The sequence below is a fragment of the Micromonospora sp. NPDC004540 genome (assembly GCF_040610095.1).
Classification (GTDB): Bacteria; Actinomycetota; Actinomycetes; order Mycobacteriales; family Micromonosporaceae; genus Micromonospora.
In genome coordinates, this window is the sequence record NZ_JBEXLR010000079.1 from 15,658 (window position 1) to 30,027 (window position 14,370).

Sequence of the window (14,370 nt, forward strand, 5' to 3'; positions counted from 1 at the left end):
TCAGGCCGATCCGTTGACGAATTTGCGGAGCGCGACGACGGCCGCCCGGTCGCTCACCCTGGCGTAGATCTTCTTGTCCGGGCCCGCCAGCACGACGTACGGGCATGCCTGGTCGTCGCCGGTCATGGCCTTGTCGAGCAGCTTGCGGCCGGTCGACACCTCGTAGACCCGGAGGCGCCAGCCCGCCCGCAGCAGCGTCAGCGTCAGCGGCTTCGGGTCGTCGTACCGGCAGCGGCGGATCGTCGCGCCGGTGCTGACCCGGTCCAGGCAGGCGACCATCTGCACCTTGGTGGGCTCCTCCGGCGCCCAGGCCTGCTCCACCTTCTTCGACAGGCCCTCGGAGAAGTAGTAGGTGCCGTTCTGGTAGCGCAGGCCCGAGCCGTCGTCGATGAGCAGCACCAGCGGGTGCGGCGCCTTGCCGGCGCGCTTCGGCGACTGCGGGTAGTAGATGTCGTCGTCGCACACCCGGTTCAGGTCGGAGATCTCCTCCGCCGGGTATGCGCTGGCCTGCGGCCCTTGCGGCGCCGGCTCCTCGCTGGTGTCCGGCTCGGCCGTGGCGGCCGGGCCGCGGTCGGTGGTGGGCGCCAGGGGCGCCTCGCGCGCCGGTCCGGACGCGGTGTTCGTCGCGGAGCGCAGCAGGAGCACCCCGCCGGTCAGGCCCAGGCAACCGACCAGCAGCACCACGCCCACGATCACCGTTGCGACGACGAAGGTGCGGTTGCGCGGGCCGGACGGCGGTGCCCAGCCCACCGGCGGCTGCGATCCGAACGGCGCCACCGTCGGCGGCGCATACGGCGGGTACGGCGTCGGTCGGTAGCCCGGCGTCGGCTGTCCGAGTGGGTGGTGCGCGGAAGGATCGGCTGGTCCGGTGCCCGGCACCGGGTCCATCGCCGGTCCCGCGCCCGATTCGGCCCCCGTGCCGGTCATGCGCAGTTCCTCTTTCGATCGAGGCGAAGCGCGAATGTACCAGGACGGCGGCCGCGCAGCCGCTAGAGCGTGATCCAGTAACGCCGTGCCCGACCCAGTTCGGTGTCCCGGACGTCCTCGAGGACGCCACCCTGGCGCTCGATGGTCCTCGCCGAGGCGACGTTCCCGTCCGCGCAGGTGACCAGCACCCGGTCCAGCCCGAGCCCGCGCGCCTCGTCGAGCATCCGGCCCAGCGCCCAGGTCGCCAGCCCTCGCCGCCGCGCGGACGGCCGGATGCCGTAGCCGATGTGGCCGCCGACGCGCAGCAGGAAGTCGTCGAGTTCGTGCCGCAGCGCGATCCCGCCGAGCACCCGGTCACCCTCGACGATCCACCGGTACGTGCACCGCACCCGGCCCGGATCCGGCGTCCGGTCCGGCTCGTCGGTCAACAACGCCACCCAGGCGGCGAAGCCGGCGGGGGAGACCACCTCGTCGGAGGGGCGCAGCCCGAAACCGTCCTCGTGCCGGCCGGGACCCCACTCGCGGTGCGCCGCCAGCCAGGCGCCGTGCAGCCGGACGGTCGGCGCGATCAGCTCGGGCATCCCGCGACGATAGCCCGTGGCCGACCACCGTGGAGCCTCGGCGCGGTCCCACCCGGCCCGCTCAGCCCTCCTGCGGCGCGACGATCCGGTCGTGCAGGGCGTCGCGGCAGCGCAGCAGCCGCGCGGTGATCTCGTCGAACTGCGCCGGGTCGGTCCGGCCGCCGCGCCACACGGCCCGCAGCGCGGCCTGGCCCACGGCCAGCTGGGTGGCCGCGCCCTCGACCAGGTTGGCGTACTCGTCGCGGATCGCCGGCGGGGCGGACCGGGCCGCCTCGCGGGCGGCGAGCAGCGGCGCCCCGGCCCGCGCGAAGATCGCGTCGGCGTCCGCCTGACCCGCGCCGATCCGGGACAGCACGTGCTCCAGTTCGGTCGCCGCGACGGTCATCCGACCGACCGCCGCCAGGGTCTCCTCGGCCAGCTTCACCACGCCGCGACCCTATCGCCGACCGGCCGGCGGCATGTCACCCGGCGCGCAGGGCGTCGTCCACCCCGGTCTCCCGGCGTCCCAGGTGGACGGGATCGCGACCGGAGAACACGTCCACCGCCGCCTTCACGCAGGCGCCGTACTCCCGGGTGGCGCTGATCCGCCAGCCCTGGGTGTACCGGCGGGCGGTGTCGTCGCCGACGCCGTTGGCCGCCACGCCGAGGTGCCGGCAGACCGCCACGGCGCGGGGCAGGTGGAAGGACTGGGTCACCACGGTCGCCCGCTCCACGCCGAAGACGCGCCGGGCCCGCGCGCAGGAGTCGTAGGTGTCGAAGCCGGCGTGGTCCAGCACCACCTTCTCCGCCGGCACGCCCCGGTCGACCAGCCAGCGCCGCATGGCGTCGGGCTCGTCGTAGTCGAAATTCATGTGGTCGCCGGAGACCAGGATGACCCGGACCTTGCCGGCGGCGTAGAGCCGCTGCGCGATCTCCAGCCGGGCGGCGAGGAACGGCGACGGGGTGCCGTCGGCCTCCACCTTGGTGCCCAGGACCAGGGCGACCGGGGCCTCCGGCACGTCGGCCTCCGCGAACACGTGCCCCTCGGCGCCGCCACGGACCCACACCACGCAGGCCGCGGTGCCGGCGGCCAGCAGCGCCGCGCCGGCGACGACCACCACCAGGGCACGGCGGATCCGGCGTACGGTCGGTGTGCGGCTGGTGCGCCATCCCCTGAACCTCGCGAACAGCCCCCGCATGCGGGCGATTCTGTCAGGTGGCGGCGAGCACCGGAGTCCCAGCGGCAGGAGGAGAGCGACCATGGGGAAGCGGCATCCCGCGCTCGCGCGGCTCGACGTGCTCGTCGGACGGTGGACCGTGCAGCCGGAGGTCGAGGGTCTCGGCGCCGGCTGGACGGAGTTCGCGTGGGTGGAGGAGGGCCGGTTCCTCCGCGAGTTCACCGACGCGGATCCGGTGCCGGAGACGGCGCCGCGGGCCTGGCGGGAGAACAACCCCCTCCCCACGACCCAGCTCATCGGCCTCGACGACGCGGGGGAGGAGTTCAGCGTGCTCTACGCCGACGCCCGCGGTGTGCACCGCGTCTACCGGATGACGTTCGCCGACGGCGTCTGGCGGATGTGGCGGGAGGCGCCCGGCTTCCACCAGCGGTTCATCGGGACGCTGCGCGAGGACGGTGCCGCGATCGACGCCCGCTGGGAGCGGTCCGCCGACGGCAAGGACTGGGCGCTCGACTTCAAGCTGGCGTACCGGCGCTGACCGCCGCCCCCGCCCGGGATCCCCGCGCCGCGTGGGCGAGGACGATCAACTCTCCGTCGTCGCCCGCGCCGGCCGGCTCACCGGCCCAGCCGCCGAGCAACCGTTCGACGGTGAAGCCGGCCGCGGCGACGGAGGCCCGCAGTTCCGCCTCGGTGCGGAAGCGCAACGTGCCGGGGCTGCGCACCTCCGCGCCGTCGGGCAGCACGTAGTGGTGCAGGAAGCTGACCAGGCCGTCGCGCACCGCGGTCAGTTCGGTCCAGGCGTCCACGGTCGTGCCGTCGGGCAGGGTGAGCCGGCGGCGGGAGTCGGTGGGGTTCCAGCGCTCCCAGCGCCGCGCCGCCGGGTCGCGCGAGTCGAAGGCCAACCGGCCCCCGTCGACCAGGGCACGGCGCAGGTGGCGGAGGGTGGCGGCCCACGCCCCGTCGTCCCGGATCTCCTGCGCCACGTGGCTGGTCAGCACGGCCACGTCGTACGCCGCGTCGGGCAGGTCGGCGGCGGTGCCCGAGATCCAGGTGACCCGGTCGCCGCCCGGCCTGGCCCGGGCCGCGGCGAGCGACCCCGGCTCCGGGTCGACGCCGGTGACGCGGTGACCGGCGGCGGCCAGGGCCAGGGTGAGCCGCCCGGTGCCGCAGCCGAGATCAAGGACCCGGGTCGGCGCCGCCCCGACGAAGCGGAGGAAGAAGTCGTCGTCGCGCCCCCACGCGTTGTCCGCGTCGTAGAGCGCCGCCGGCAGGTCGACCGGCACGTCAGGAGATGTGGTGGAGGATGACGTTGTGCACGTGGTGGGCCTTCTGCGCGCCCCGGAACTCCACCTCGTAGGTGTGCGTGCCGACGTGGACGGCGATCGCCCCGGTGGAGAAGAACGAGCCGCCCCACGACTTGTTGCTCACCACGCTCACGCTGGTGATCTTCGCATACGGGATGCTGGTGATGGCGTACCGCTTCCCGACGAAGGAGCGGTCCTGGATGACGACCCGGCGGTCGGTCAGGCCGATGAACCCGGTGCCCGCGCCGATCGCGTCGTAGACGGCGATGATCTGCTCACCGGGTAGGAGCCCGCTCTGGATCTGCTGGAACTGTTCCTTGCGGTCGTACGTCGGATCGGCCATGTCCCCGACGGTAGGCGGGGCGCGCCAGCCGGCCGGGGCCCGGGTGAACGACGGCAGCCCCGTCCGAAGCGGACGGGGCTGCCGGAGACGAGCGTCAGTGGTCGACGCGCGGGTCGTGGTCGCGGCTGCGGCTGCCGGCCTTGGCCAGGCCACGGCTGATCAGGTAACCGACGGTCAACAGCGTGATGTACCACCAGGCCTTGTCGGCGGCGAAGTAGTCGCCGCCGTTGTTCGCGGCGCCGTCACCGACGGCGTTCGAGGCGATCAGGACGCCGATCACGGAGAGCAGGTAGACCGCCAGCTCGGTGGTCTTCCACGCCGGCTTGGTCTCCTCGCCGTGCCGGTGCAGGTGCCGGACGTCGCGGTCGACGTGGTCGGTGTGCACGTGGTCGGTGGCTCGGTTCGTGGCCGCGGTGGGCGTAGTCATTGGTCAGCTCCTAAAGGGGTTATCGCACATTCCGTCGCATTCGGGAGCCTTGCGGTTCCCTGTGCCGGAAGTCCTACCCAGGGGGATTTAGTTGCTAACCAGAAACTTTCAGGGACCTTCCAGGAGCCTCAGGAGGCGGTGACCGCGCGGACCGCGTCCTCGATGCGTGCGGCCAGCAGCACTTCACCCTCGGTGAGCGGCTCGCCGTCGCCGTGGCCCACCCTGATCTGGGTGCGGTCGGCCCGGCGGCTGATCTCCGGGCGCAGGCGCAGCGCGTCGGCGACCACCGCGACCCGCTCGGTGAGCGCGGCGTGCTGGGTGTCGTCGAGGACGAGCGTGCGGCGGATCTGTTCGCCCTCCCGGGTCCATCCGGACAGCAGGGCGAGCGCGTCGCTGAGGTAGTCGTGCTTCGCCCGGCCGTTGAACAGCACGCGCATCACCGCACCTCCCAGGCGTCGTTGCCGGCTTGTGGCCAAATCGTCGCCATCCCGTGTCCCAGTCGACGCCCTCTAGTCTGTCGTCGCACAGATGGTGTGTCCACGCCCACACTTCCGTGTTCTGCTGACCTGACGGTCGACTCAGCTACCCAAACCGCCGATTGATCTGGCACGCTGGACGCCCGTGCAGACCGAACGGGTTAGCGGGAACGGGCAGGACCGGCGGGAGCCCAGGGTGGTCGTCGGCGCGGCGATCATCGGGGACGGCAGGGTCCTGGCCTGCGAGCGCTCCGCGCCACCGGAGGTGGCCGGCCGCTGGGAGTTCCCCGGCGGCAAGGTGGAGCCGGGGGAGACCGAGACGGACGCGCTGGTCCGCGAGTGCGCCGAGGAACTCGGCGTCCGGGTGGAGATCGGCGCGCGGCTCGGCCGCGACGTGCGGATGGCCCACGGCCGTTCCGTCCTCCGGGTGTACGTGGCCCGCCTCCTCCATGGTGACGAACCGAAGGCCCTGGAGCACTCCGAGCTGCGCTGGCTCTCCGCCGCCGAACTCGACACCGTCCCCTGGCTGCCGGCCGACGTGCCGATCGTCGCCGCCCTGCGCCCGCTGCTCGCCGGCGCCTGAACGCCGGAAGCGGACGCGGGGGCGGAAACGGGACGGGGGCCGGCGGCATGTGCCGCGGCCCCCGTCGTCGTTGTCGGTGTGCTGCTCAGTGCTTCGGCTCGTCCTGCTGCGGGTGGGCGAAGTTCAGGTGCTCCGGCGGCAGCGGGAAGGTCACGTCGTCACCGAACGGCGACGGCGCGGCGGCCCGGTCGAAGGTCAGTTCGGTCAGCGGCAGCTTGCCGTTGACGTCGACGGCGGGAGCGGTCGGGTGCGGCACCTCGCGGTGCCAGTTGACGCCCTGCTGCGCCTGCCGCTCGGCCGCCGTGTCGTGCGAGCCGCCGGCGTGCGAGTGCACCCCGCCGTGGGCGGCGGGGGCGGTCACGGCGCCGCTCGAATGCCCGCTGGTCACGCTGGTCTGAGGCACCTGACCCCTCCGGAAGATCTTGCTACCAAGCCACACAAGGGGATCGTACCTGCGGTCGACGACGCGCTCCTTCATGGGGATGATCCCGTTGTCGGTGATCTTGATGTGCTCGGGGCAGACCTCGGTGCAGCACTTGGTGATGTTGCAGAAGCCGAGTCCCATCTCGGACTGCGCGTAGTCCTTGCGGTCGGTCTTCGCGTCGAGCGGGTGCATGTCCAGCTCGGCGGCCCGGATGAAGAACCGGGGACCCGAGAACGCCTGCTTGTTCTCCTCGTGGTCGCGGATGACGTGGCAGACGTTCTGGCAGAGGAAGCACTCGATGCACTTGCGGAACTCCTGCGAGCGCTCGACGTCCACCTGCTGCATCCGGTAGTCGCCCGGTGCCACGTCGGCCGGCGGCGCGAACGCCGGGGTCTCCCGCGCCTTCTCGTAGTTGAACGAGACGTCGGTGACCAGGTCCCGGATGACCGGGAAGGTGCGCAGCGGGGTGACCGTGACGGTCTCCCCCTCCTCGAACGTCGACATCCGGGTCATGCAGCTCAGCCGGGGCTTGCCGTTGATCTCCATGGAGCAGGAGCCGCACTTGCCGGCCTTGCAGTTCCACCGGCACGCCAGGTCCGGCGCGTCGGTGGCCTGGAGGCGGTGGATCACGTCGAGGACGACCTCGCCCTCGTTCACCTCGACCGTGTAGTCGCGCAGCTCGCCGCCGTTCTCGTCGCCCCGCCAGATGCGGAAGGGCCGCTTCGTGCCGGGCTTGCCGGTCGCCTGCGTCTTGTCAGTTCCCATTCCTCAGCGCTCCCGCTCGGTGAGGGCGTCGAACTCGGCGAGTTCCTCGTCGGTCAGGTACTTGGCCAGCTCGGCCCGGTCGAACAGCGAGATCAGCTCCGGGCGCATCTTCGGCAGCGGCTTGTGCGTCAGCCGGACAGTGTCACCGTCCAGCGAGCAGACCAGGTTCACCCGCCGCCACTTCGGGTCCATGCCCGGGTGGTCCTCCCGGGTGTGCCCGCCGCGCGACTCCTGCCGCTCCAGCGCGGCCTTCGCCGTGCACTCCGAGACCACCAGCATGTTGCGCAGGTCGAGGGCCAGGTGCCAGCCCGGGTTGTAGCGCCGGCCGCCGGCCGCGCTCACCTTGGCCACCCGCTCGCGCAGCTCGGCCAGCCGGGCCAGCGCGTCGACCAGCTCGCCCTCGCGCCGGATGATGCCGACGAGGTCGCCCATCACCGCCTGGAGGTCCTGCTGGAGGGTGTACGGGCTCTCGCCGGTGTCCCGCTGGAGCGGGGCCAGTGCCGTCTCCACGGCGGCCTCCACGGCCGCCACCGACACCGCCGGGCGCGCGGTGAGCTGGTCGGCGTACGAGGCGGCGTGGCCGCCCGCCCGCTTGCCGAAGACCAGCAGGTCGGACAGCGAGTTGCCGCCGAGCCGGTTGGAGCCGTGCATGCCGCCGGAGACCTCACCGGCGGCGAAGAGCCCGCGCACCGTGCCGTACGCCGCGCCGGAGTCCGGGTCCACCTCGACGCCGCCCATCACGTAGTGGCAGGTCGGGCCGACCTCCATCGGCTCCTTGGTGATGTCGACGTCGGCCAGCTCCTTGAACTGGTGGTACATCGAGGGCAGCCGGCGGCGGATCTCCTCGGCCGGCAGCCGGGAGGCGATGTCCAGGAAGACGCCGCCGGCCGGGGTGCCGCGACCGGCCTTGACCTCGCTGTTGATGGCGCGGGCGACCTCGTCGCGGGGCAGCAGCTCCGGCGGGCGCCGGTTGTTGTCCGGGTCCTTGTACCAGCGGTCCGCCTCGGCCTCGTTGTCCGCGTACTGCTTGCGGAACACGTCCGGGACGTAGTCGAACATGAACCGCTTGCCCTCGGAGTTCTTGAGCACGCCGCCGTCGCCGCGGACCGACTCGGTGACCAGGATGCCCTTCACCGAGGGCGGCCAGACCATGCCGGTCGGGTGGAACTGGAGGAACTCCATGTTGATCAGCGTCGCCCCGGAGCGCAGCGCGAGCGCGTGACCGTCCCCCGTGTACTCCCAGGAGTTCGAGGTGACCTTGTAGGAGCGACCGACGCCGCCGGTCGCGAGGACCACGGCCGGGGCCTCGAAGAGGATGAACTCGCCGGACTCGCGGTAGTAGCCGAAGGCGCCGGCCACCCGGTCGTTGTCGAGCAGCAGCTCAGTGATGGTGGTCTCGGAGAAGACCCTGATCCGGGCCTCGTAGTCGCCGAGCTCCCGCTTGTCCTCCTGCTGGAGCGAGACGATCTTCTGCTGCAGGGTGCGGATCAGCTCCAGGCCGGTCCGGTCGCCGACGTGCGCCAGCCGCGGGTACTCGTGGCCGCCGAAGTTGCGCTGGGAGATCTTCCCGTCCTTGGTCCGGTCGAAGAGCGCCCCGTACGTCTCCAGCTCCCAGATCCGCTGCGGCGACTCCTTCGCGTGCAGCTCGGCCATCCGGAAGTTGTTGAGGAACTTGCCGCCCCGCATGGTGTCCCGGAAGTGGACCTGCCAGTTGTCCCGGGAGTTCACATTGCCCATGGCGGCCGCCGCGCCGCCCTCGGCCATCACCGTGTGCGCCTTGCCGAAGAGCGACTTCGAGATGATCGCGGTCTTCTTGCCGGCCAGCCGGGCCTCGATCGCCGCGCGCAGGCCGGCGCCGCCGGCCCCGATCACGACGACGTCGTAGTGGTGTCGTTCGATTCGCGTCTCAGTCATGTCCAGGCTCTCAGTTGATGAACCGCAGGTCGTTGAACCAGCCGGCCGCCACCGCCATGACGTAGAAGTCGGTCAGCGCCAGGGTGCCGAGGGTGATCCAGGCGAGCTGCATGTGCCGGACGTTCAGCCAGGACACGCCGGTCCAGGCCCGGTAGCGCAGCGGGTGCTTGGAGAAGTGCTTGAGCCGCCCGCCGATGATGTGCCGGCAGGAGTGGCAGGAGATGGTGTAGGCCCAGAGCATCACCACGTTGACCAGCAGGACGATGTTCCCCAGGCCGAAGCCGAACCCCTTGGGCGAGTGGAACGCGTAGATCGCGTCGTAGGTGTTGATCAGCGAGATGATCGCGGCGGCGTAGAAGAAGTAGCGGTGCAGGTTCTGGCCGAGCAGCGGGAATCGGGTCTCCCCGCCGTACGCCTGGTGCCCGTCGGGCACGGCACAGGCCGGCGGCGACAGCCAGAACGACCGGTAGTAGGCCTTGCGGTAGTAGTAGCAGGTGAGCCGGAACAGCAGCAGGAACGGCAGGGTCAGCGCCGCGTCCGGGATGATCCACCAGCCCGGCAGGAAGCTGCCGAAGTGCGAGGAGCCCTCGACGCACCGGTCGGTGACGCAGGGGGAGTAGAACGGCGTCAGGTAGTGGTAGGCGTCCACCCAGTAGAAGTCGTGCATGAAGACCCGGACCGTCGCGTAGATGACCCAGGCGCTGAGCCCGACGACGGTGATCAGTGGCGCGAACCACCAGCGGTCCGTTCGCAACGTCTTGGCCGCAATCGCGGCGCGCGCCCGCGCCCCTCGCGGCCTCGTTGCCGTTGATGTCATTCGAGTCGTCTCCCTGACGGCGCCCTCGCGGGGCGGCGGATCACACCTTCCATACCGGTCAGCGGACCGGCGAGACCGCGTCCACTGCCACGTCTTGCGCACGCATGAGACCGCACCGGCGAACCGGCGCAGCTAAGTGACACACGTTACGCCGATCTTCGCGGCCCGGCCGCGCAACGCAGTGTCCCGTGTGTCCCCGAGCTTGGAAAGACCCGAACCAAGATCAATATCTTGCGCCGTCAGCCGGAGGCGCCCCCGGTGAAGTTCCAGGACGCCAGCCGCAGCGCCGGGGCCTCCCACCAGAAGCCGTCCACCCGGTCCGGCTGGCGGACCGGCGCCCGGCCGAGGCCGCGCACCCGCCCCGGGCCCAACGCCCGCGGGTAGGACTCGGTGAACCGGAAGTCGCGCACCGCCCGGGTGGGCACCCCGTCCTCCACCAGCCACACGCCGTTGCGGGTCAGCCCGGTGACGACCAGTTGCTTCGGGTCGAGCACCCGCGTGTACCAGAAGTCGCTGACCAGCAGCCCCCGTGCCATCCCGGCGACCAGCGCGGCGGTGTCCGGGTCGGCCACCGCGCCGGTCACCCCGGCGCTGAGCGGTCCGGCGGCCACCTCGGTCGGGCCGTCGGCCGGCACCAGGCGGAGGTTGCGCGGGAGCGGGCCGAAGGTCGACGCGCCGACCATGCCGTGCCCGGTGGAGCCGGCGCCGACCTCGGCGCCGCTGCGCCGGTCGTGCGCCACCGCCCGGGTGGTACCCGCCTCGACCAGCGGCAGCGCCCGCCGGGGTGTGCCCTCCAGGTCGTACGGCAGCGCGGAGGCGTGCAGCGGGTCGTCCACCAGGGTCACCGCCGGATCGAACTGCGCCGTGCCCGGCTCGGCGAAGGACTGCCGCTCGGCGTACCGCTTGCCGTTGAAGCCGTACCAGGCCAGGTTCTGCAGGAGGTCGGCCACGGCGGCGGGTTCGAGGACCACCTCGTAGCGCCCCGGGGGCAGCTCGACCGGGTCGGCCGCGGCCCGCGCCTTCGCCGCCGCCCGGGCGCCCAGGGCCCCGCCGTCGAGGTCGGCGAGACGATCGGCGCAGTGCCGGGCCACCCCGTCGGCGCCGCCCGTCCGGGCGATGCCGTCCATGGCCGCCTCGGCCGCCCGCCCCACCGCCGAGTGCCCGGCCGAGTTGGCGAACGCCCCGGACCGGTACGACGTCCGGCAGTAGCCGGCGGCCTCCAGCCCCTCGACCGCGTCCACGAAGGCGCGTACCCGGGCGGCCCGCTCGTCGGGCGAGGCGGCCGCGGTGGCCTCGTCGACGGCCGCGCCGGACGGGACCGGCGCCGGCGGGGCGAGCCCCGGCCAGGCCGGGTCGGGCGGGCAGAGCCGGGCCGCGGCAAGCGTCCGCTCGACCAGCGCGGTCAGCCCGTCGGGGTCGACCAGGCTGCCGCTGCCGGCGGCCGTCCGCCCGTCGGCGTGCAGCCGGAGCCGGACCGCGGTGGCCGACTCGGCGACGTTCTGGTGGATGAACGAGTTGGCGAACCGGGTCAGCGCCAGGTCGGCCCGGGTCACCACCACCTCGGCCTGGGCGTCCGGCCCGGCCAGCCGCCGGACCAGCTCCACCACCCGGCCGGCGAGGTCCAGCTCGGTCATGCCCGCACCCCCACCCGGACGTTGCGGAAGCGGGCCGGGGCGGCCGGATGGCCGGTGTGCCCGGTCTGGCCGGGCTGCCCCTTGCCGCAGTTGGGCGTGCCCCACGGCACGACCTCCGAGGAGAGCATGTCCATCGAGCGCCAGAAGACCGGCCCGATCCCGGTGTAGGTGGGGTTGCGCAGCAGACGCCCCCGGCGACCCTTCTTCACCTCCCAGCCGACCTCGCAGCCGAACTGGAAGTTGAGCCGCTTGTCGTCGATCGACCACGAGCGGTTGACGTCCATCAGCACCCCGTCGTCCGTGGCCGCGATGATCTCGTCGAGCGTGTGCGGGCCCGGTTCCAGGCCCACATTGGTCATCCGCACCATCGGCAGCCGGGCCCAGCCGTCCGCCCGTACGCTGCCGCCGTAGTCCAGGCCGGCGACGGCGGCCGAGTCCCGGCCGGCGAGCACCCCCACCCAGCGCCCCTCGCGGACCGCGTCCCGCTTGACCGCCGGGGAGCCCTCGTCGTCGAAGCCGAAGCTGCCCAGCGCGCCGGGGATGGTCGGGTCGATGGTGACGTTCATCAGCTCGGAGCCGTAGCGCAGCGTGCCGAGCCGGGTCAGGTCCAGCCAGGACGTGCCGGCGAAGGCGGCCTCCCAGCCGAGGATCCGGTCCAGCTCGATGGCGTGGCCGACCGACTCGTGGATCTGGAGGGCGAGCTGCTCGCCGCCCAGGATCAGGTCGGTCTCGCCGGACGGGCACTCGGGGGCGGTGAGCAGTTCCCGGGACTCCTCGGCGATCCGGGCGGCGTGCGCGGCCAGGTCGAGCGAGGTGACCAGCTCCCAGCCGGTGGTGCCGTACTGGCCGCGGTAGCTCGGGTAGGAGCGGCGCTGGGTCTCCCCGTCGCCGATCGAGGTGGCCGAGATGCCGCCGCCGCACTCCCGGATGCGCTGGTCGACGCGGTGCCCCTCGCTGGAGACGAACCACTTGGTGGTGTCCCAGATCTGGTAGAGGCCCTCGGCCAGGTCGGCCCCGTGCTTCCGCATCGTCGCGGTGGCGCCGACCAGCAGGTCGCCCTTGTCGGAGAGCGGCACGCCGAGCGGGTCGACGTCACAGGCCGAGGCCCAGCTCGCCACCGTCGCCTCGACCGGGACCAGGTCGATCGGCGGGCCGGGGACCCGCGCGCTCGCGGTGGCGATCGCCGCGGCGCGCCGGCCGGCATCGCGGGCCGCGGCGTCCGACAGCTCGGGTACGGCGTGGAAGCCCCAACTCGACCCGACCAGCGCGCGGACACCGAGCCCGATGCTCTCGTCCTGGGTCAGCTCCTCGATGTCCCCGTTGCGGGCCGACATCGACTCGTAGCGGCGGTGCATCACCCGGGCGTCCGCGTAGCGGGCTCCCGCGTCGAGGGCGGCCTGGACGGCGGCGGTCGCCGCGTCGAATCCCGTCATGCGCCCGACCCTAGGCGACCGGGCAGACATCCGTCAGGGGACGAGATCCTCCGGCCGGATCGTCGCCCGGACGGGCTCGGTCAGCTCCAGCGCGTCACCCGGTTTGATCACCGAGTGTTCGCTGTAGTGCCGGCCGTGCCGGCGGTAGAGGTGCAGGGTTCCGCTCTCTTGTTCGACCAGCAGATACCACTCGATGCCTGCAGCAGCGTAGTAGTGCATCTTGAGCACCTTGTCGGTGGCCGCGTTACTCGGCGAGATGATCTCGCAGACCAGCCGAACGTCGTGCGCCTCGATCATCGGTTCGTCGAAGTCGATCGGCTGGGTGACGACCAGGTCAGGGATGGGGATCCGGCCGGGCTTGAGTCGGACGTTGACCGTCTCCAGCAGTTCCAGACCGGCGCTCCGTGCCGCGCCCTCGAGGAGGTTGCCGAGGTTTCGCTGGATGCGCTGGTGCCGCGGGGTGGGCGCTGGCGTCACGTGAAGGCTCCCGTCGAAGAGTTCGACGCGTTGCTGCGTCTCGCCGAGGGCGAGGTACTCCTCTTCGGTCCACGGGCCGTCGTGGCCGAACACCGCCGCGGTCATGGTCACCTCCACCTCCTGTCGGGGTAATCCTCCGCTGGTTGCCTCCGCCATGGTCGCACCTCATGTGCGGCGACGCGGCGACGTCGCCCAGTCGCAGCCATGAATGTCCCAGGTGAGGGCTGTTCAGGTCGGAAACCCAGTCGTTACGCTCAGGCCGCTGACAGGCCGCCGTTTGTAGCTTATTTTCGCCTCCAGAAGTTTGCTGTAGGTTCTCTTCGTCACTGAGGGAGGCGGTCATGGGCAGGTCGGAGTCGGTGCCGTCCGGGGAGCCGGACCGCCCCGAGGTGCCGGAGCAGCGCTCCGGCGAGGGCCCCTATCTGCAGGTCCGCGACCTGCGGGTGCGGTTCGACACCGAGGACGGCGTGGTGAAGGCCGTCGACGGCGTCTCCTTCGCCGTCGAGCGGGGTCGGACCCTGGGCATCGTGGGCGAGTCCGGGTCGGGCAAGAGCGTCACGTCACTGGCCGTCCTCGGCCTGCACAACGCCAAGCGGGCCACCATCACCGGGGAGATCTCGGTGGGTGGTCGTCAGTTGGTGGGGCTGCCGGAGGAGGAGGTGCGTCGCCTGCGGGGCCGGGACATGGCGATGATCTTCCAGGATCCGCTGTCGGCGCTGCACCCCTACTACACGGTCGGTAAGCAGATCGCCGAGGCGTACCGGGTGCACCACCCGCGGGCCGGGAAGCGCGAGGCCCGGACCCGGGCGGTGGACATGCTCGGCCGGGTCGGCATCCCGCAGCCGGCGAAGCGGTTCGACCAGTACCCGCACGAGTTCTCCGGGGGCATGCGGCAGCGGGCGATGATCGCGATGGCGCTGGTGAACGACCCGGACCTGCTGATCGCCGACGAGCCGACCACGGCCCTGGACGTGACGGTGCAGGCGCAGATCCTGGACCTGCTCAGCGACCTGCAGGAGGAGTTCCGGTCGGCGATCATCCTGATCACCCACGACCTGGGCGTGGTCAGCCAGGTGGCGGACGACGTCCTGGTCATGTACGGGGGCCG

At 72.1% G+C, this 14,370-nt stretch carries 17 protein-coding genes; 3 read left to right on the forward strand and 14 right to left on the reverse strand.

The genetic code is table 11. The annotated features are described in order from the left end of the window. From ABZV78_RS23170 to ABZV78_RS23185, 4 genes are all read right to left on the reverse strand, one after another. Positions 1 to 750 (reverse strand): hypothetical protein, encoded by a 750-nt coding sequence (locus ABZV78_RS23170; protein WP_355641655.1) that lies wholly within the window; start codon positions 748 to 750, stop codon positions 1 to 3. A 239-nt stretch (positions 751 to 989) separates the two neighbouring features. Next, a complete protein-coding gene (locus ABZV78_RS23175) occupies positions 990 to 1,508 on the reverse strand; it encodes a GNAT family N-acetyltransferase (RefSeq protein ID WP_355641657.1) in 519 nt (172 codons plus the stop codon). A gap of 61 nt (positions 1,509 to 1,569) precedes the next feature. Then, complete coding sequence (locus tag ABZV78_RS23180) at positions 1,570 to 1,935, reverse strand: hypothetical protein (RefSeq protein ID WP_355641659.1); 366 nt, start codon at positions 1,933 to 1,935, stop codon at positions 1,570 to 1,572. A gap of 34 nt (positions 1,936 to 1,969) precedes the next feature. Then, the gene (locus tag ABZV78_RS23185) at positions 1,970 to 2,686 is read right to left on the reverse strand and encodes an ElyC/SanA/YdcF family protein (protein ID WP_355641661.1); all 717 of its coding nucleotides are present in this window, start codon (positions 2,684 to 2,686) and stop codon (positions 1,970 to 1,972) included. 61 nt (positions 2,687 to 2,747) lie between these two features. Here ABZV78_RS23185 and ABZV78_RS23190 point away from each other — a divergent pair, with 61 nt between their 5' ends. Beyond that, a complete protein-coding gene (locus ABZV78_RS23190; RefSeq protein WP_355641663.1) occupies positions 2,748 to 3,203 on the forward strand; it encodes a hypothetical protein in 456 nt (151 codons plus the stop codon). Here the strand turns inward: ABZV78_RS23190 and ABZV78_RS23195 are convergent. The 4 genes from ABZV78_RS23195 to ABZV78_RS23210 all read right to left on the reverse strand — a co-directional run bounded on the left by ABZV78_RS23195 (position 3,181) and on the right by ABZV78_RS23210 (position 5,176). Further along, the gene (locus ABZV78_RS23195) at positions 3,181 to 3,948 is read right to left on the reverse strand and encodes a methyltransferase domain-containing protein (protein WP_355641665.1); all 768 of its coding nucleotides are present in this window, start codon (positions 3,946 to 3,948) and stop codon (positions 3,181 to 3,183) included. The genes ABZV78_RS23190 and ABZV78_RS23195 overlap by 23 nt on opposite strands. Before the next feature lies 1 nt (position 3,949). Then, positions 3,950 to 4,312, reverse strand: a complete 363-nt coding sequence (locus ABZV78_RS23200; protein WP_355641667.1) for a PH domain-containing protein — start codon at positions 4,310 to 4,312, stop codon at positions 3,950 to 3,952. Between the two features lie 94 nt (positions 4,313 to 4,406). Next, positions 4,407 to 4,739: a hypothetical protein gene (locus tag ABZV78_RS23205; protein WP_355641669.1), complete on the reverse strand. Its 333-nt coding sequence runs from the start codon at positions 4,737 to 4,739 to the stop codon at positions 4,407 to 4,409. A 128-nt stretch (positions 4,740 to 4,867) separates the two neighbouring features. Next, complete coding sequence (locus ABZV78_RS23210) at positions 4,868 to 5,176, reverse strand: 4a-hydroxytetrahydrobiopterin dehydratase (RefSeq protein ID WP_355641671.1); 309 nt, start codon at positions 5,174 to 5,176, stop codon at positions 4,868 to 4,870. A 184-nt stretch (positions 5,177 to 5,360) separates the two neighbouring features. Between ABZV78_RS23210 and ABZV78_RS23215 the strand changes: the two genes are divergently transcribed. Further along, positions 5,361 to 5,798, forward strand: a complete 438-nt coding sequence (locus ABZV78_RS23215) for a (deoxy)nucleoside triphosphate pyrophosphohydrolase (RefSeq protein ID WP_355641673.1) — start codon at positions 5,361 to 5,363, stop codon at positions 5,796 to 5,798. Positions 5,799 to 5,883: 85 nt separating this feature from the next. Here ABZV78_RS23215 and ABZV78_RS23220 read toward each other — a convergent pair whose 3' ends face one another. The 6 genes from ABZV78_RS23220 to ABZV78_RS23245 form a co-directional block, all read right to left on the reverse strand. Further along, positions 5,884 to 6,987, reverse strand: a complete 1,104-nt coding sequence (locus tag ABZV78_RS23220; protein ID WP_355641675.1) for a succinate dehydrogenase/fumarate reductase iron-sulfur subunit — start codon at positions 6,985 to 6,987, stop codon at positions 5,884 to 5,886. 3 nt (positions 6,988 to 6,990) lie between these two features. Continuing rightward, on the reverse strand, positions 6,991 to 8,901 hold the full coding sequence (locus tag ABZV78_RS23225) for a fumarate reductase/succinate dehydrogenase flavoprotein subunit (RefSeq protein WP_355641677.1): 1,911 nt from the start codon (positions 8,899 to 8,901) through the stop codon (positions 6,991 to 6,993). 10 nt (positions 8,902 to 8,911) lie between these two features. Beyond that, entirely contained in the window at positions 8,912 to 9,718 is an 807-nt protein-coding gene (locus ABZV78_RS23230; protein ID WP_355641679.1) for a hypothetical protein, read from the reverse strand. Positions 9,719 to 9,957: 239 nt separating this feature from the next. Beyond that, complete coding sequence (locus ABZV78_RS23235; RefSeq protein ID WP_355641681.1) at positions 9,958 to 11,352, reverse strand: metallopeptidase TldD-related protein; 1,395 nt, start codon at positions 11,350 to 11,352, stop codon at positions 9,958 to 9,960. Then, positions 11,349 to 12,785: a TldD/PmbA family protein gene (locus tag ABZV78_RS23240; protein WP_355641683.1), complete on the reverse strand. Its 1,437-nt coding sequence runs from the start codon at positions 12,783 to 12,785 to the stop codon at positions 11,349 to 11,351. The genes ABZV78_RS23235 and ABZV78_RS23240 overlap by 4 nt, the downstream gene beginning before the upstream one ends. Before the next feature lie 33 nt (positions 12,786 to 12,818). Further along, a complete protein-coding gene (locus ABZV78_RS23245; RefSeq protein WP_355641689.1) occupies positions 12,819 to 13,367 on the reverse strand; it encodes a Uma2 family endonuclease in 549 nt (182 codons plus the stop codon). 236 nt (positions 13,368 to 13,603) lie between these two features. Here ABZV78_RS23245 and ABZV78_RS23250 point away from each other — a divergent pair. Next, a partial coding sequence (locus ABZV78_RS23250; RefSeq protein ID WP_355641685.1) for an ABC transporter ATP-binding protein occupies positions 13,604 to 14,370 on the forward strand: 767 nt, incomplete at its 3' end.